Annotated in this window: 14 protein-coding genes; 7 read left to right on the plus strand and 7 right to left on the minus strand. The window is 66.9% G+C overall.

Annotation, left to right across the window (positions count from 1 at the left end; all coding sequences use genetic code 11):
- Nucleotides 1-64: 64 nt before the first annotated feature.
- Both CAL13_RS14240 and CAL13_RS14245 read right to left on the minus strand, forming a co-directional pair.
- Entirely contained in the window at nt 65-499 is a 435-nt protein-coding gene (locus CAL13_RS14240) for a DUF1810 domain-containing protein (protein WP_232462393.1), read from the minus strand.
- The gene (locus CAL13_RS14245) at nt 481-1,074 is read right to left on the minus strand and encodes an NUDIX domain-containing protein (protein ID WP_086072733.1); all 594 of its coding nucleotides are present in this window, start codon (nt 1,072-1,074) and stop codon (nt 481-483) included. The genes CAL13_RS14240 and CAL13_RS14245 overlap by 19 nt, the downstream gene beginning before the upstream one ends.
- A 333-nt stretch (nt 1,075-1,407) precedes the next feature.
- On the opposite strand from CAL13_RS14245, the gene CAL13_RS14250 reads away from it, so the two are divergent.
- Nucleotides 1,408-2,316: a Bug family tripartite tricarboxylate transporter substrate binding protein gene (locus tag CAL13_RS14250; RefSeq protein ID WP_086059481.1), complete on the plus strand. Its 909-nt coding sequence runs from the start codon at nt 1,408-1,410 to the stop codon at nt 2,314-2,316.
- Nucleotides 2,317-2,372: 56 nt separating this feature from the next.
- Here CAL13_RS14250 and CAL13_RS14255 read toward each other — a convergent pair whose 3' ends face one another.
- The gene (locus tag CAL13_RS14255) at nt 2,373-3,908 is read right to left on the minus strand and encodes a glycine betaine ABC transporter substrate-binding protein (RefSeq protein ID WP_198297976.1); all 1,536 of its coding nucleotides are present in this window, start codon (nt 3,906-3,908) and stop codon (nt 2,373-2,375) included.
- Between the two features lie 195 nt (nt 3,909-4,103).
- Between CAL13_RS14255 and CAL13_RS14260 the strand changes: the two genes are divergently transcribed.
- Nucleotides 4,104-4,754 carry an LON peptidase substrate-binding domain-containing protein gene (locus CAL13_RS14260; RefSeq protein ID WP_086072734.1) on the plus strand — a complete coding sequence of 217 codons (651 nt, stop codon included), beginning with the start codon at nt 4,104-4,106 and terminating at the stop codon, nt 4,752-4,754.
- A gap of 32 nt (nt 4,755-4,786) precedes the next feature.
- Here CAL13_RS14260 and CAL13_RS14265 read toward each other — a convergent pair whose 3' ends face one another.
- Together CAL13_RS14265 and CAL13_RS14270 are read right to left on the minus strand one after the other, a co-directional pair.
- Complete coding sequence (locus CAL13_RS14265) at nt 4,787-7,549, minus strand: MGH1-like glycoside hydrolase domain-containing protein (protein WP_086072735.1); 2,763 nt, start codon at nt 7,547-7,549, stop codon at nt 4,787-4,789.
- 31 nt (nt 7,550-7,580) lie between these two features.
- A complete protein-coding gene (locus CAL13_RS14270; protein WP_086072736.1) occupies nt 7,581-9,623 on the minus strand; it encodes an amylo-alpha-1,6-glucosidase in 2,043 nt (680 codons plus the stop codon).
- A gap of 224 nt (nt 9,624-9,847) precedes the next feature.
- On the opposite strand from CAL13_RS14270, the gene CAL13_RS14275 reads away from it, so the two are divergent.
- Complete coding sequence (locus CAL13_RS14275; protein ID WP_157664881.1) at nt 9,848-10,135, plus strand: hypothetical protein; 288 nt, start codon at nt 9,848-9,850, stop codon at nt 10,133-10,135.
- A 31-nt stretch (nt 10,136-10,166) separates the two neighbouring features.
- On the opposite strand, the gene otsA is transcribed toward CAL13_RS14275, so the two are convergent.
- Both otsA and otsB read right to left on the minus strand, forming a co-directional pair.
- Nucleotides 10,167-11,573, minus strand: a complete 1,407-nt coding sequence (otsA, locus tag CAL13_RS14280) for an alpha,alpha-trehalose-phosphate synthase (UDP-forming) (protein ID WP_086072738.1) — start codon at nt 11,571-11,573, stop codon at nt 10,167-10,169.
- A 103-nt stretch (nt 11,574-11,676) separates the two neighbouring features.
- On the minus strand, nt 11,677-12,414 hold the full coding sequence (gene otsB / locus CAL13_RS14285) for a trehalose-phosphatase (RefSeq protein ID WP_157664488.1): 738 nt from the start codon (nt 12,412-12,414) through the stop codon (nt 11,677-11,679).
- Between the two features lie 184 nt (nt 12,415-12,598).
- On the opposite strand from otsB, the gene CAL13_RS14290 reads away from it, so the two are divergent.
- The 4 genes from CAL13_RS14290 to CAL13_RS14305 all read left to right on the plus strand — a co-directional run bounded on the left by CAL13_RS14290 (nt 12,599) and on the right by CAL13_RS14305 (nt 17,025).
- On the plus strand, nt 12,599-13,258 hold the full coding sequence (locus CAL13_RS14290; protein ID WP_086057984.1) for a response regulator: 660 nt from the start codon (nt 12,599-12,601) through the stop codon (nt 13,256-13,258).
- Nucleotides 13,255-14,583 carry an ATP-binding protein gene (locus CAL13_RS14295; protein ID WP_086072739.1) on the plus strand — a complete coding sequence of 443 codons (1,329 nt, stop codon included), beginning with the start codon at nt 13,255-13,257 and terminating at the stop codon, nt 14,581-14,583. Before CAL13_RS14290 ends, CAL13_RS14295 begins: the two co-directional genes overlap by 4 nt.
- Before the next feature lie 93 nt (nt 14,584-14,676).
- Complete coding sequence (locus tag CAL13_RS14300) at nt 14,677-16,140, plus strand: Do family serine endopeptidase (RefSeq protein ID WP_086072740.1); 1,464 nt, start codon at nt 14,677-14,679, stop codon at nt 16,138-16,140.
- Between the two features lie 144 nt (nt 16,141-16,284).
- The gene (locus CAL13_RS14305) at nt 16,285-17,025 is read left to right on the plus strand and encodes a M23 family metallopeptidase (protein ID WP_232462394.1); all 741 of its coding nucleotides are present in this window, start codon (nt 16,285-16,287) and stop codon (nt 17,023-17,025) included.
- Nucleotides 17,026-17,202 lie beyond the last annotated feature (177 nt).

Below are 17,202 nucleotides of genomic sequence, written 5' to 3' on the forward strand. Positions count from 1 at the left end.
AGCCAGCGCCGCCGCGCGAGGCCGCAATCACCCGGCGCCGGGCCGGCCATGGGCCGGGCCGCCGCTACAGCCGCGACAGCGTCAAAGGATCGGCCTGGCCCTGGAAAAACCGGTCCAGGCATTCGCGGAAAATGGTTTCTTCCGGGGCGGCCCAGGTGAACAGCGTCAGGCAGGATCGGAACTTGACCGCGTCGGTGGGACCGAAGATGTCCGCGGCAGTGCCGGCCGGCGCCCGCGCCACCAGCGAGCAGGCGTGACGCAGGCGCTCGCCCAGGACAGGATGCCTCAAATACGCCCGCGCCTCGTCCAGGCATGAGATCCCGTAGCGGCGCGCCATCTCGCTGCGGCCCAGCCCCTGGATCTGCGGAAAAACGAACCACATCCAGTGGCTGCGTTTCCGGCCCTCGGCGAGCTCGCGGCAGACGGCGTCGAACACGGGATCCTGCGCCTGCACGAAGCGCTGCAGGCCATAAGGGTCGTTCAGCTCGCCGGTTTCCATGTCAGCTCCCATGCGCCGCTCAGCACATTGCGCAACCACAGCGTGCAGGCGAGCGTCTTGGAATCGGTGACTTCTCCATCGCGGCAGGCGGCATACAGGTCTTCGACCGCCATGGGATGCAGGTCGACGAACTCGTCGGCATCCGTGCGCGCCTGCCCGGCAACCAAGCCGCGCGCGAAGAAGATATGAATGATTTCCGTGGAATACGCGATGGCCACGTGCATGGCGCCCGCGTGCGCCCACTCGCCACCGTTGTAGCCGGTTTCCTCCAGCAGTTCACGCTGTCCGCATTCCAGCGGGTCTTCGCCCGGGTCCAGCTTGCCGGCCGGAAATTCCAGCATGACGCGGCCGATTGGATAGCGGTACTGCCGCACCATCAGGACGCGGCCGTCGTCCAGCATCGGCACGACCACAACAGCGCCGGGATGAACGATGTATTCGCGGGTCGAAGTATGCCCGTTGGGCAACAGCACGGTGTCGCGGCGCGCGCGCAGAAAGCTGCCCTCGAACAGGGTTTCCTGCTTGAGCGGTTTTTCAACGAGATGAGCGTCGGGTTGTGTATCCACGGATTCCATCCGGAGCGTAAAGGGTCCTTTAACTGTACCAGTTGCGAAAGATCGCCGGAGCGTATGATCGGAAGGCCCGCCTGCGCGGCGGGCAACGCGTATTGCGTGCCGCCGCACCGGCCCGACGGCCTTGCGGCTTGCGTCAAGCGCAGACGCCATATGACACGACAAGGAGGAGACATGACCACGGCACTCACCACCGCTACGGCAGCGCATGGCAGGCCCGGAAAGCATGACGCCGCGCCCGGCACGCGCCTCGGCAGGGACGACGCAACCCGGCGACCCGGAAACGGCCTCAAACGCACGCTCGCGGCACTGGTGGCGCTTGTCGCCAGCGCCACGATGGCGTCCCCCGCCACCGCGGCGTATCCCGACAAACCTGTCAAGGTCGTGGTGGCATTCACCGCCGGCGGCACCACGGATATCCTGACGCGCGCCATCGCCAACAAGCTGGCGGAGTCGCTCAAGCAGTCCTTCATCGTGGAAAACCGCCCCGGCGCGGGCGGCAACATCGGCACGGAATACGTGGTGCGCGCGCCGGCGGACGGCTATACCCTGCTGGCGGATTCGGTCGGCCCCATCGCCGTGAACAGCAGCCTGAACAAGCTCGACTACGATCCGCTGGCCGATCTGGTGCCCGTGGTGCAATTCGCCGACGTGCCCAACGTGCTGGTGGTGCCGCCGGAAGCGCCCGTGCACAACGTCGCGGAGTTCGTGTCCTACGCGAAGGCGCACTCCGGGAAACTGAATTACAGCTCGACGGGCATCGGCACGTCGTCGCACCTGGCCAGCTACCTGCTGATGCAGAAGATCGGCGTGCAGGCCACGCACATCCCGTACAAGGGTGCCGACGCGCTGAACGACCTGCTCAGCGGCAGGGTGCAGTTCATGTTCGCGACCATTCCCTCGGTGATCGGCCAGATCAAGGCGGGCAAGCTGCGCGCCATCGCGGTCAGCAGCCGCAACCGCTCAGCGTCCATGCCGGAAATCCCGACCATCGCGGAAAGCGGCTTTCCCGGTTTCGAGGCCGGATCCTGGTTCGGCATGTTCGCACCCAAGGGAACCCCGGCCGACATCGTGGCGACGCTGAACCGTGCGGTGAACGAGGCGCTGCCCAGCCTGAAGGACAAGATGACGGCCGAAGGCGCCGACCCTGTCGGCGGCACGCCGCAGGCCTTCGGCGAATTCACGCGCAGGGAGCAGCAGAAGTGGAGCGCGCTGGTCAAGCAAATGGGCGCCAAGGCGGAATAGGCCTTGAGGTGCCGGCCTTGAGGTGCCGGCCGCCGCGATGCGCGCCGCGGCGCCTGCTACGCCGGCCGTACGGCGTTTCGGCCGCTGCGCAGCCGCAGGCGCCATTCCAGCGCTTCGAACAGCACTTCGCTGACCAGCGCCATCGCGGCGGCCGGCAGCGCCCCCGCAAGCAGCATTTGGCGGTCGTTCAGGGCCAGGCCAGTGACAATCCGTTCACCGAAGCCGCCGGCGCCGATGAACGCCGCAATGGTGGCCGTGCCGATGGAGATCGAGGTCGCGGTGCGCACGCCCGCCACGATGGTGGCGCGGGCCAGCGGCAGCTCGATCAGCGTCATGCGCTGGGCCGCCGTCATACCGAGCGCGGTGGCTGCCATGCGCATGCCCGGCGACACTTCGTCCAGGCCCGCGCAGGTATTGCGCATGACGGGCAGCAGCGCATATAGCGTCAGCGCCGCCAGGGCGGGCACGGCGCCGATGCGTCCGGTGAGTGAAATCAACACGGCCAGCATGGCGAGCGACGGCACCGTCTGCAACAGACCGGTCATGCCCAGGACCACGGCACGCAGCCGCCTGCGCCCATAGACGATGACACCCGCCGGCACCGCCACGACCACGGCAATTGCCACAGCGATGGAAACCAGCAGCAGATGCTGCAGCGCCAGCCGCCCCAGGTCCGGCCCTGTCAATTTGCGCCAGAAACCGTAGGTTTCCCCTGTCTGGGCCAAGCCGCCGTTTTCCGGCTTGGCGCCGGGCGGCGCCGCCGCCGCGGCCAAGCGGTCGCGGGCAATGATGTCGAACGGCACGCCCTCCAGTTCCGCCCTGGCGTTCATGGCGATCATGGCCTGCTCGTCGATCGTCCCGGCGAGCTCGCGCATCGCCGCCCAGGCCTGCGGAAAGCGCTGCGGCACATCGAGCCGGTACAGCACCACCGCGTCATACCGGGGAAAGTAAGTGCGGTCGTCGGCCAGGGTGCGCAGCTTCAGCGCGTCGATCTTGGCATCGGTGGTGTAGATATCGATGACATCCACCTGCCCCTTCTGGATGGCGTCGTAGGCCAGGCCGTGGTCCAGGCCGGTGGGCTTCTGGGTCAGCCCATAGCGCGCCGCCAGCCCGCGCCAGCCATCGGCGCGCCCGATGAACTCGCTCGTCAGGCCAAGCCGCAGCTCCGGGTGGCGGGCCAGGTCGCTCAGGTTGCGAATACCCAGCCGCTCCGCATCCGCGGCGCGCATGGCCAGCGCGTACCCGTCGTTGAAGCCGAACGGAATATCCACGCCCAGCCCCAGTTCGCGCAGCGCGGGCCGCATTTCTTCCAGCGGCAGCGAACGGTCGCGCTTCAGGATCTCCAGGGCAATCGTGCCGGCGTACTCGGGATACAGGTCGATGCTGCCGGCCTGCAGCGCCTGATAAACGATGGCGGTATTGCCGAGCCCCTGGGATACCGCGGGCATTCGCCCCGTGCGCCGCTGCACCTGCTGGGCGAGCAGCTGCGCCAGGATGTACGACTCCGTGAACCGCTTGGACCCGATGCGGGGCAACTGTGAGTCGTTGGACGACGGCAAGACCGGCTCGGCGGCAGCGGCCCGCCCTGCCATCAGGAACCAGAACCCGAGCGCGGCAATCAATACCAGCCTGGATAAGCGAACGGCGCCGCGGCGCGCGGGCATCGGCGTACGGGTGGAAATCATCCGGATCGTGTGTCGTATGGCTTGGCGGCGAAGGGAACCGAAAAACGGGCGGGACGACGGGCGAAGCGCAACGCGCAATGGCCAATTGTGCCATCATGCCGCATGGCCGCTTCGTGCACGATCCCCCTCTTCCCGCTCGGCAATGCCCTGTTCCCGGACGGCATCATGCATCTGCGCGTGTTCGAGGTCCGCTACCTGGACATGATCAGGAAATGCATTGCCAACGGCAGTTCCTTCGGCGTCGTCCCCCTGCTGGCGGGCCGGGAGGTCCGCACGCCGCAGGGCCATGAAGTTCTGGCCGATGCGGGCACGCTCGCCCGCATCGTGGAATCCTCCGCGCCAATGCCCGGCCTGCTGCAGGTTGTGTGCCTCGGCACCCGCCGCTTTCGGCTCCTGTCGGCCCGCGAAGGGAAGTACGGCCTGTGGCAGGGCGAAGCGGAAATCCTGGACGATGACGAACCCGTTCCCATCCCAGCCCCGCTGCAAGCCGGCGCTGACGCGCTGGGCGCCCTTATCGCGGATCTGCAGCAGCGCGGCACGCCGCCCGCGCTGATGCCCCTGTCGCCGCCCTTCCGCCTGGACGAATGCGGCTGGGTGGCGGACCGCTGGAGCGAGCTGCTGCCGCTGTCCATGGCGGAAAAGGCGGAACTGCTTCTGATGCCCGACCCCGGTCAACGGCTGGCCCGCATACACGAAGCGCTCGCGCAGCGCGGGCTGTTGCCGGACCCGCCCGACGACGCGCAGGACCCGTAAAGGCCGCACGCCGCCGGCTGCATACGACGGCCCTACTTGATCGCCTGCGCGCCGGCGCGGGCCAGCGCTGCGGCGGCCTCTTCCTGCGCCTGCCGCGATTCTGCGGACTCCAGGGCGGGCACAATGCCGCTGCTTCCCTGCTGGCGTGGCTGCATCAGCAGCGCAACCAGGGCCGTCCATCCTGTCTGGTGTGAAGCCCCCAGGCCGCGGCCCGTGTCGCCATGAAAAAACTCATGGAAGAGCACGTAATCGCGCGACGCCGGGTCCGCCTGCAATTGGGCGTAGCCGGCCATGGACGGTCGTTCGCCATCGGCGTTCCTGAGAAACAGCGTCGTCACGCGTCCCGCCAGCGCTTCGGCGATCTCGCGCAGCGAATAACGGCGCCCGGAGCCCGTGGGGTATTCCACCCGGAAGTCTTCGCCGTAATACCGGTGGAACTCGTAGAGCGATTCGATCAGAAGATAGTTGACCGGCAGCCATACCGGCCCGCGCCAGTTGGAGTTGCCGCCAAAGACCCGCGATTCCGATTCGCCCGGCACATAGCGGATGGAAAAACTGTCTCCGTTGTGCCGCAGCACATAGGGATGCTCCCGATGGTAGCGCGACAGTCCCCGCACCCCATACGGCGACAGGAATTCGCTTTCATCCAGCGCCCGGCGCAGCAGCGCTTTCATGCGATGGCCGCGCAGCAGAGACAGCAGCGCGGCATTGCCCTTGCCCGGTTCGTTCCAGCGCGACACCAGCTTGGCCAGGTCCGGGCGGTGATGCAGGAACCAGCGCAGTCTTTCCTTGAAACCCGGCAGGCGGCCATGGACATGCTCTTCCAGCACGTGCACGGCGAACAGCGGGATCAGGCCGACGATGGAGCGTATGCGCATCGGCACGGCCCGTTGCCCGGGCAGGTGCAGGGCGTCGTAGAAAAATTCGTCTTCTTCGTCCCACAGGCCGGTTTCGCATTCATCCCCGCTGTTGACGGCTTCGGCGATGTACAGGAAGTGTTCGAAGAACTTCACCGCCATATCGACGAAAGCCCCATCCACCGTCGCCAGCTCCAGGGCGATGCGCATCATGTCCAGGGCGTAGGCGGCCATCCATGCCGTGCCGTCGGCCTGATCGATGTGTCCGCCCGTGGGCAAGGGCGCGGAGCGGTCGAAGATGCCGACGTTGTCCAGGCCCAGGAAGCCGCCCTGGAAGATGTTGCGCCCGTCGGCATCGCGCCGGTTGACCCACCAGCCGAAATTCAGCAGCAGCTTGTGGAAAACCAGCTTGAGGAATTCGTGGTCCGGTTCGCCGGTCCAGGCCCGGTCGATTTCGTAGACCCGCCATGCCGCCCAGGCATGCACGGGCGGATTGCCGTCGCCGAAAGCCCATTCATAAGCGGGCAATTGGCCGTTGGGGTGCTGATAGCGGTCCTTGACCAGCAGCAGCAACTGATTCTTGGCGAATGCCGGATCGACCAGGGCCAGCGCGGCAGCCTGGAAGGCCAGATCCCATGAGGCGTACCAGGGATACTCCCATTTGTCGGGCATGGAAACCACGTCCCCATTGCACAGGTGCCGCCAGTCCGCATTGCGGCCGCGGCGCCGCCGCCCAGGCGGCGCGGGCTGGGCCGCATCGCCGTCCAGCCAGCGGGTCACATCGAACTCGTAATACTGTTTGGACCAGAGCAGGCCGGCCAGCGCCTGGCGCTGTACCAGACGGGCGTCCGGATCCTCGATTTCCTGCTGCAGGCAAGCGTAGAAATCATCGGCTTCGGCCCGGCGCCGGGCAATCAGCGCATCGATGTCCAACGCCGCCGGATCGCGGCGCGCCTCGGGCCGGAACCGGAAGCTCATGACCCCACGCCCGCCCGGGCCCAGGTGCATGACGCTGTGCGCCGCCACCCGGGTGCCGGCGTCGCGCCGGATGGCATCGTCCCGCCCGTGCACGAGGTAATCGTTGATGCCGTCCTTGAATGGCCCGGCCCCTGGGTTGCCGAACAGGCGCTCGATGTTCGTTTCGTTCTCGCAGAACAGCCATTGCACCGGCGCGGCGGCAACAGCGCTGGCCACCATGGGCTCGTAGGCGGGATGACGCGCCAGTATCGCCTCGCCTTGCGGCTCGGCGGCCAGCCGCAGCGACGGCTTGGGCGACACGCCGTCCCATGACCAGGTGTTGCGCGCCCACAGCTGCGGCATGACGTGCAGGCTGGCGGCCTCGGCCGCGCGGTTCTCCACGGTAACGCGCATGACGATATCGTCCGGCGCTTGCTTGGCATATTCCACCGTCACGTCGAAATAACGCTGATCGTCGAACACGCCGGTATCGAGGATTTCGTATTCGGGTTGGTCCGTCCCGCGGCGTGCGTTCTCCGCCACCAGATCGTCATAAGGGAAGGCTGCGATCGGATAGCGGTAAAGCATCCGCATATAGGAGTGCGTCGGCGTGGCGTCGAGGTAAAAGTACAGTTCCTTGACGTCTTCGCCATGGTTGCCCTGGGCATTGGTCAGGCCGAACAGGCGTTCCTTGATGATGGGGTCCCGTCCGTTCCAAAGGGCCAGCCCCAGGCACCAGCGCAGCCGGTCGTCCCCGAACCCGGCCAGGCCGTCCTCGCCCCAGCGGTAGGCGCGGCTGCGCGCGTGGTCGTGCGGGAAGTAGTCCCACGCCGTGCCGTATTCGCTGTAGTCTTCGCGCACCGTTCCCCATTGGCGTTCGCTCAGGTACGGGCCCCAGCGCCGCCACGGCACCGAACCGGCTTCAAGCAGGCGCCGGCCTTCGGCGGTGTCGAACAACGGGCGGCTGCGCAGAGGCGGCATGGCACATCCTGGCGATGAAGGAACTTCGAATTTACCCCTTCGGCGCGGCCATCGTCGTGCCGGACTCGAGCATATCGATCATCCGCAGGCATTCGCCCAAGGACCAGGCCTGGAAGGGCGCGCCGCCGCAGCGCTGGGGCAGATCGCCGTCTGCCACTTCGGAAATGTGACCCAGGCCCGCCTCGTCCAGATTCCGCAGCAAAGGATCCAGCCAACGCGCGCGCGCCTCGCGCCGCGCCGCGCCGTCCAGGGCGCCCGCTTGCTGGCGCACCCGCAGCCAGGCTTGCACGAAGGGGCCGAGCAGCCACGGCCACGCCGTGCCCTGATGGTAGGCGCCGTCGCGCTGCGCGGGCGTGCCGCCATAGCGGCCGGCATAACCGGGCTCGCCCGGTGCGAGCGTGCGCAGCCCCAGCGGAGTGGAGAGTTCACGCTCCACTTGATCGACGACCGCCCGCGCCAGCGCGCCGTCGATCACCGGATGGGGCAGCCCGCCCACCGCGAAAATCTGGTTCGGGCGGATACGCCCGTCCACGCGGCCCGGCACGTGATCGACATCCACCACGTCGTACAGGCCGCTGCCGTCCGGCTTCGGGAAGCGGCGTGCAAACGCCGCCTGCGCACGGCCGGCCCTGGCGAGGCAGGCGGCATTCCATTCGCCGGCGATGCGCAATGCATTGATCCATAGCGCCTGCACCTCCACGGGCTTGCCGATACGCGGCGTGACCACCCAGTCGCCCAATTTGGCGTCCATCCAGGTCAGCTGCATGCCCGGACTGCCGGCGCGCAGCAAGCCGTCGTCATCGGCGGCGATGCCGTGCCGCGTGCCGCCCGCATAGCCCGCAACGATCCGGTCGATGGTTTCGCGCAAGGCCGCCACGGTGGCAGGGTCGCCATGACCGGCCGCCAGATAGTCATGGGCCGCGATCACGAACCAGAGAGACGCGTCCACCGCGTTGTAGGCGGGCTCGCCGCCATCGTCGGGAAAGCGGTTCGGCAGCATCCCGTCAGACAGATGGCGCGTCCATTCAAGCAGGATGGCGCGCGCCTCGTCCAGGCGGCCTGTGGTCAACAGCAGGCCCCGCATGGCGATGAAGGTATCGCGGCCCCAATCGGTAAACCAGGGATACCCGGCCACCAGCGTCAGGCCGCGCGCACGCGCCACGACATAGGCGTCGGCCGATCGCCGCAACCGGTCGGGAAAGGCGGCGCGGCGCTGCCGCTCCACTTGCGCCGAGCGCGCCGCGTGTTGCAGCACCGTGTCGGGCGTGGTCATGGCGGGCGAAGCGGACGGCCCTGCGGCGAGCAGCATGATTGCCGGGCTTGCATGCAGCGGAAAGGAAAACACGCCCGGCGTGGCCAGATCCTCGACGGCGTCCAGCCCCCTCTCCCGCTCGCGTATATAGAGGAAATTGCGATACCAGTCGGGCTCGTGCGTATAGCGGCCATTGCTGTGCGCGACAATGGCCGGCACATCCGTGTAAGGCTGCCACCGCACGCATTGGCCTTCTACCCGCGCCGTGAAATCGAACGCGGGATTTTCGTGATGCAGCGCGTGGTAGTCCCGTCCCGACAATAAGGGACGAACGTGCAGGATCACCTGGTCCGCCATGGCAGCGTCGGCGGTGAGCGGCCAGTCTCGCGCCTGCGCTGCCTCCGGCGCCTGCCGACCGTCCGGCGCGCCGGCTTCGTCCAGCGTCCACCGCAGAATCGTCCAGCGATCCGCCTTGGACACAAGGCACTCCATGCGCACGATCCTGCCATCCTTCAACCGCAGCCGCCATGTCGGCCAGGGGTCCGGATTGAACGACAGGCAGGGCGCGGCATCCGCTGGCGCCGTTACGTCGGGCACGTAGCGGTGCCGCGTCAGCGCCTGCCGGAACCCGGCCGTTTCGACCCAGGCCTGCATGCCGTTGGCCAGCACCATGCGACCCGCCGGCGGCCGCACGGCGGCCAGCAGCAGCGCATGGTAGCGGCGCGTAAGCAGACCGCTCGCCGAGCCGCTGGCGAAACCGCCGCAGCCATCGGCTTCCAGCCACTCCCGCTCGTCGGCATCGATATCGCGCGCGTCGCTCATGGGGACGTATTTCCTGTCAGTGGGGCGATGCCGCCTGGCGCCGTGATGGCCGCCAAACGGTGAGCCGCCTTCCGAGGCGTTGCGCGCCAACGACATCACGGCGCACCATAACGGGGTTTTTCGTGGGGCGCTTGCACCACGGGCCAGCGCGACGCCGATCATTTTCCACGCAATGCGCCGCGTGACAAATTCTTTGTTGTATCGGACCGGACACGATGCCTATCATGACTTCGCGCTGTTCACGTTCGCTGGAGTCCATGATGGGTACCCGCCGCCTTCCCTCGCTCCCTTTCCTTTCGGAATCCGACGCCGCCGCGCTCAAGCGCCGCGCCCGTACGGTCGCCCGTTTCGCCCAGCGCCGCATCATTGCGCCGGCCGGCGCGTTTCTTCTCGATTCCGTGCTGGGCCTGTCCGATTTCATCGACGACTTCGTGGACTCGCTGGAGGAGGCGCGCAAGGCGATGGTGAGCGCGCGCGAGCAACGCTATACGATTTCGGCACACCGCCGCTGACGGCCCAGGGCCGTTCAGCGCGGCGGAGGGGTCAGGCCGCCGCGGCAGGCGCGGTGGCGGGCGCCTCGCTAAGATCGTCCAGGAAGCGGTCCCGCCAGCGCGACAGATTGTTCTCAGTCAAACGAGCCAGCATGCCGCGATAGCGGTCGAGCCGCTCGGGCAAAGGCATCGTCAAGGCCCGGTCCAGCGTTTCGGCCATGCCATCGGCGTCATACGGATTCACCAGCAGCGCGCCATCGCCCAGTTCTTCCGCCGCCCCGGCGAATTCCGACAGCACCAGCACGCCGGGGTCTTCGGGGGGCTGGGCCGCCACATATTCCTTGGCTACCAGATTCATGCCGTCGCGCAACGGTGTCACATAGCCGACCTGGGAAGCGCGAAAGAGCGACATCAGCATCGACCGGTCATAGGACTTGTTGATGTATCGCAGGGGCGTCCACGCCAGGTCCGACCATCGGCCATTGATGCGGCCGGCGGCGCTTTCGAGCTGGCGGCGGATCTGCCGGTATTGCTCGACGTCGGAGCGCGACGGCGGTGCGATCTGCACGAAAGTCACCTGGCCCCGATGCGCCGGGGTCATTTCCAGCAGCCGTTCGAACGCGGTGAAGCGTTCGATCATTCCCTTGCTGTAGTCCAGGCGGTCCACGCTGACCATCAGGCGCCGTTGCTGCAAGCCCTGCTTCAGATTCGTGATCTGGCGGGAGCGGCTGTGCTTGAGCGACAACTGCTGGATCTCGTCCGGATAGATCCCGATCGGATACACGCCCACGCGTATGCAATGGCCGCCCACCTCGATGTGGTGGTCGCCGCGGCGTACGCCGCCCAGGCGCCGGCACACGTAGTCCACGAATGCGCGCCGGTCCGCATCCGTCTGGAAACCCACGAGATCGTAGGCGCACATCGCCTCCATCAGTTCGCGATGCGGCGGCACGGTGGTCATGACGGGCTCCACCGGGAAGGGAATGTGCAGGAAAAAACCAATGCGATTGCGGATGCCCGCCTGCCTGCAGGCGCGCGCGAAAGGCAGCAGGTGGTAGTCGTGCACCCACAGGCGGTCGTCGGGCTGGACCATCGGTTTCAGCCGGTCGACCAGCCATTGGTTCACCCTGCAATAGCCGGCATACTCGCGGCGGTCATAGCGGCTCAGGTCTGGCCGGTAGTGAAAAACCGGCCACAGCATCCCGTTGGAAAAACCCCGGTAATACTGGTCGTAGTCGGAGCGCGACAAGGCCACAGTGGCGTAGGTAATGTTGTCGCGCAGTTCACGTTGGACGGTGTCCGGCGACGTCGCCCCTTCGACGATATCGCCGTTCCACCCGAACCATACGCCGCCCGTCTGCTTCAAGGCGTCGAATACGCCTACCGCCAGGCCGCCGGCGGTGGGCTTGCCCTCCACAATGGGGGCGACCCGGTTGGATACAACGATCAGTCTGCTCATGGCGGACCTCCTTGCTCTTCTGGTTTCTTGTATTGTCAACAGGCCCGATCGGGGCGGGCCTCGATTCCAGGCCCCGTTTGCACGGCGCGCGAAGCGCACCCCGTCACAACAGCGCCAGCCAGCCCGCCAGCGCCGCGGGAGTCGGCAGCCGCCAATCGGCGATGCTGTCGCCCTCCCCTATCTTGATGGCGACGCCGCCCATCGCCTTGACGGCTTCGAAGCCGGCCTCGTCGGTCAGGTCGTCGCCAGCAAAAACCGGAATGCGCCCCGCGAAGGGCGGCATCCCCATCAACCGGCCGATCGCCGCGGCCTTGCTCGCCTGGCGCGGCTTGATCTCGACGACCATCTTGCCGGGCTGCAGGACGAAGCGGTCCGCATGCGGCTGCAACGCCATTTGCGCGGCGATCTTCACGTCCTGCTCCCGGTCGGGAGAATTGCGGTAGTGGACGGCAAGCGACAGCCCCTTGTGTTCGAGCTGGATGCCGGCCCAGCGGGCCACCAGCGGCGCCAGCGTCTGCGCCATCGCCTCGACGCCGGCGGTATCCACAGGCAGCGTATGCACGCGGCCGTCGGGTTCGCGCCATTGGGCGCCATGCAGGCCGGCCCCGCACAGAACCAGAGGGTGGATCAGGGTATCTATCTGGGACAGAGGGCGCCCCGATACAATCGCGACGGCGCCCTGCGTCAGGCCGTGCAGCCGTTCCAGGGTTTCGATCGTCGCCGCCGGAACGTGCGCCTGCTCAGGCGTAGCCGCGATCGGCGCCAGCGTTCCGTCCAGGTCAAACAACAAGGCATGCTTGCCGACGTTTTCGCTCGTGACCGGTAGAGATGTCCTTTGCACGTGATAACTCTCGCCTGCTCGTGGCAGGTTATGACCGTAACGTTATACCGCGCGTATGTAACCAAAAGCCGCTTCGGGACGTTACAAATGGAGAACAGAGTGCATCCGAGCGGCGGGAGCGCCGACACTTGAAGCCCGGAACTTAAAGTTTGCCGTCAGGCTCCAAGCGGTGAAGGAGAGACGCATGCGCATTCTTTTGGTGGAAGACGACAGAATGATCGGCGAAAGCGTATTCGACGGCCTGCGCGCCGAAAACTACGCCGTCGATTGGGAAAAGAGCGCCAAGGGCGCCGATCTGGCGCTGCGCACCGGCCCCTATGACCTCGTCCTGCTCGATCTTGGCTTGCCCGATGGCGATGGGCTGGGTCTGCTGCGCGACCTGCGCGCACGCCGCAACCGCACGCCCGTGCTGATCGCCACCGCGCGCGACGCCGTGGCAGACCGCATCGCCGGACTCGACGCAGGCGCCGACGACTATGTCATCAAGCCGTACGACATGGATGAACTGTTGGCGCGCATGCGCGCCTTGATCCGGCGCAGCGCCGGCCGCGCGGAACCGGTTTTCGAGCATGGCGGCGTCAGCATCGACCCGCAAGACCGGTCCGTGCGGGTGAATGGCGAGCCCGTCACGCTGACGGCGCGCGAATGGGCGGTGCTGGAGCCGCTGATCGCGCGGCCCGGGATGATTCTTTCGCGGGCCCAGCTCGAGGAAAAGCTGTACAGCTGGCAGGAAGAGATCAGCAGCAACGCCGTGGAGGTCTATATTCACGGCTTGCGCAAAAAACTCGGCCAACGCTTCATCCAGAATGTGCGCGGCGTCGGCTACGTCATTCCCAAAACATGAGAATCCCGCTTGGATCGTCACTTCGTGCCCGCCTGATTTTCTTCCTTTTTGCCTCCATTCTTCTGGCCGCGCTGGTGCAGGGCATCGTGGCGTACCGCAGCACGCTGCAGCAGACCGACGAAATCTTCGACGCGCAGTTGCAGCGCACGGCGGCATCGCTGACCGCGGGCGACGGTTTGCTGAGCGCCGTGCCGTCGGCGGGCGCGAATACCGCCGCGGCGGACGACTTCATCATCCAGATCTGGACCGCCGACGGATCGCGTCTATTCAAATCCGCCTCCGGCAAGCTTCTGCCCCAGCCGGTCGTGCTGGGTTTTTCCACGGTGAAGGTGGATGCGTCGACGTATCGCGTCTATACGCTGGCCACGCCGTTCCAGGTGACCCAGGTGGCGCAAGACGTGGCCGTGCGCCAGAAAACGGCGCGCGCCCTTGCGCTGCGCAGCGTGGGGCCGATCGCGGCAGCGGCGCCCTTGCTGATGGTCGTCGTATGGTGGGTGGTCAGCGCCTCGCTTCGGCCCGTACGGCGCACCCGCGACGAACTGGCCAAGCGCGAGCCCGAAACGCTTGCGCCCGTGGCTGAAACCGGCCTGCCCGACGAAATCCGCCCCCTCGTGCATGAACTGAATTTGCTGCTCGAACGCACGCGCGACGCCTTCGCGGCGCAAAAGCGCTTCGTCGGCGATGCGGCGCACGAACTGCGCTCGCCCCTGGCGGCGCTGCGCCTGCAATTGCAGGCGCTGCAGCGGCCGGGCGATGAAGCCGCGCGACGCGTGGCGGTGCAACGTCTGGCGGCCGGCATCGACCGCGCCTCGCGCCTGATCGAACAATTGCTGTCCATGGCCCGGCACGACGCGGCCGCGGCGCGCACGGTGCAGGGCCGGGTCGAATTGGTGCAACTGATGCGTCAGTCCATTTCGGACGTACTGCCGGATGCGAACGCCAAAGCCATGGACATCGGCATGGAGGGCGTGTCGCAGGCATGGGTGCGCGGCGATCCCGACGCGTTGTCGCTGCTTGCCCGCAACCTGCTGGACAACGCCATCAAGTACACGCCAGCCGAGGGGCGCATCGACGTGCGCATCGAGACCTATGCCGACTCCGTGACGCTGATCGTCGATGACAGCGGACCAGGCATCCCGCCTTCCGAAAGGCAACGGGTGTTCGACCGCTTTTACCGCGCGCAAAACCATGAAGCCGTGGGCAGCGGCTTGGGCCTGTCCATCGTGGAATCGGTGGCGCGCCGCCACAATGCCGCGGTCTTCCTGGAAGACGCGCCGACGCTGGGCGGCCTGCGGGCGCGCGTGCGCTTCCCGGCCGATGCCTGAGCGCGGCTGCAATTTCGGGGCGTCCTTAAGTTTCGCCTAAGTCTGCAGTTCCAAGATGGCGCCGTGTTCCAACACGCCTATCGAGGACTCGCTATGAAAAACGCCAAATTCACGCCTTCCCGCCTGGCCATGGCGCTGGTCGCCAGTGGCCTGATCGGCGCCACCGCCGCTTCCGCGGTTATCGATACTTCCCACGCCCAAAGCGCGCCGCCGGCCGCCGCCGTCGCGCCCGAACAGCCGATCGTCAGCGCCGCCGGCGTCCCGAATTTTGCGCAGATCGCGCGTCAGTACGGCCCCGCTGTCGTCAACATAAGCGTGAGCGGCACCAAGAAGGTGTCGCTCACCGAGGCAGATCCCTTCAGCCAGTTCTTCGGCTTTCCCGGCTTTCCCGGCATGCCCGGCCCGATGGGTCCCGGCATGACCCGCGAGGTGCCGGTGCGCGGCGAAGGGTCAGGCTTCATCATCAGCCCCGACGGCCTGATTCTGACCAATGCGCATGTCGTACAGGGCGCGAGCGAGGTCACCGTCAAGCTGACCGACCGGCGTGAGTACCAGGCCAAAGTCCTGGGCAGCGATCCCATGACCGACGTCGCCGTGATCAAAATCAGCGCCAATCATCTTCCCGTAGTGCGCATGGGTGACGTGAACGCCTTGCAGGTTGGCGATTGGGTCCTGGCGATCGGTTCGCCATACGGATTGGAGAACACGGCGACGGCGGGCATCGTCAGCGCCAAGGGCCGCTCGCTGCCGGACGACACGTCCGTGCCGTTCATCCAGACCGACGTTGCGGTCAATCCCGGAAACTCCGGCGGCCCCCTGTTCAACGCGCGTGGCGAAGTGGTCGGCATCAACTCGCAGATCTACACCCGCACGGGAGGCTATCAGGGCCTGTCCTTCGCCATCCCCATCAACGTGGCCCTGAAGATCAAGGACCAGATCGTCGAACATGGAAAAGTGCGGCACGCGATGCTGGGCGTAACGGCGCAGGAAGTGAACCAGCAACTGGCGAATTCCTTCAAGCTCGATACGCCGACGGGCGCCTTGATCGCGAGTGTCCAGAAAGGCAGCGCGGCGGACAAGGCGGGCCTGAAGTCGGGCGACATCATCCGCGCGATCGACGGCCGGCCCATCATTTCGTCCGGCGATCTGGCCTCCGCGATCAGCCTGGACAGCCCCGGCCAACGCATCACGCTGGACATCTGGCGCGATGGCAAACCGCAGCAGATCACCGCCACCCTGGGCACTTACAGCAAGGACGAGGTGGCGTCGGCGGACGCTGCGCAGGGCGAGCAGCACGGCAAGCTCGGCCTGGCCGTGCGGCCGCTGACGCCGGAAGAAAGCCGCCAGGCGGGAACGCAAGGCTTGCTGGTGGAGCAGGCGCAGGGCGCCGCTGCCAAGGCGGGCATCCAGCCTGGCGACATCATCCTGTCGGTGAACGGCGTGCCGACCACCACGGTGGACCAGGTGCGCAGCGCGGTGTCGAAAGCCGGCAAGACGGCGGCCCTGCTGGTCCAGCGCGGAAACGACAAGATCTTCGTGCCGGTCCAGATCGGTTGAGGCAGCTGAGCGCGTTTCTTGGTACCCTTCGGCGGGGCGCCATCGTGGCGTCCCCGCACGAGGAAACAGAAACCCGCTTCGCCAGTGCCCTTGCCATCGATCGCCCAACCCCCAGCTTTTTCCCGTGATCCCGCCGCCGGCGCCTTGGCCGCCCCGGCGACGAGCCTGTCCACCGGCGCAACGCGTCTGCGCCGCCTGATATGCCATGCCCTTTTGGTATTGTTGCTGGCAGCTTGCGCATCGTCACGGGTGCAACCGGGCTACTACCGCGTCGAATCGGGCGATACGCTCACACGCATCGCACGCGCGCACAACGAAAGCGTCGCCAACCTGATGCGGTGGAACAAGCTGGACAGCGCCGACCATCTGGAAGTGGGGCAGGTCCTGCGCGTTGAGCCGCCCGGGGGATCCGCCTCCCGGCGCAAGGCGTCATCCAGCGCCGGCGCGCGCAGCGGGACAGGCGGCAGCGCCGCCGCCCGCACCGAAAAACCCGCCCCCGCCGACACCACGCCGCTGAAAGGCATCGACCTGGTGTGGCCGGCGCAAGGCACGGTCGCGCAGCGATTCAACGGCGCTTCTTCACAAGGACTGCGTATCGTCAACGCCGCCGGCACGCCGGTGGTCGCTGCGGCCGCCGGGACGGTGGCCTACGCCAGCAACGGTCTGCGCGGATACGGCAACCTCATCATCGTGCGCCATGCCGGCAACTTCCTGACGATCTACGCGCACAACCGCAAATTGCTGGTCAGCCAGGGGCAGCGCGTGACCCAGGGGCAGAAAATCGCCGAGATGGGCAACAGCGACAGCAAACAAGTGGCGCTGTATTTCGAACTGCGCCAGGGCGGCAAACCGGTGGACCCGGCGCGCGCCCTGCCCCCACGCTGAAGTCCGGCGCCCGCGAGGCGTTCGCTTGCGGCCCTGCCGGCATAGTCGGCTGAGAACCTGAGCGAGGACGCGCCGGCGGCGCTGCCCGGCGCATCGGGATGAAACCCGGCCCGGCCGGCGCGTACGCCGCCCGGGATGTGCTACCTTGCACGCCTTCGCATTACCCGATTGCTTCGC

Origin of the sequence: Bordetella genomosp. 9 (assembly GCF_002119725.1) — a bacterium.
Taxonomy (GTDB): Bacteria; Pseudomonadota; Gammaproteobacteria; order Burkholderiales; family Burkholderiaceae_B; genus Bordetella_C.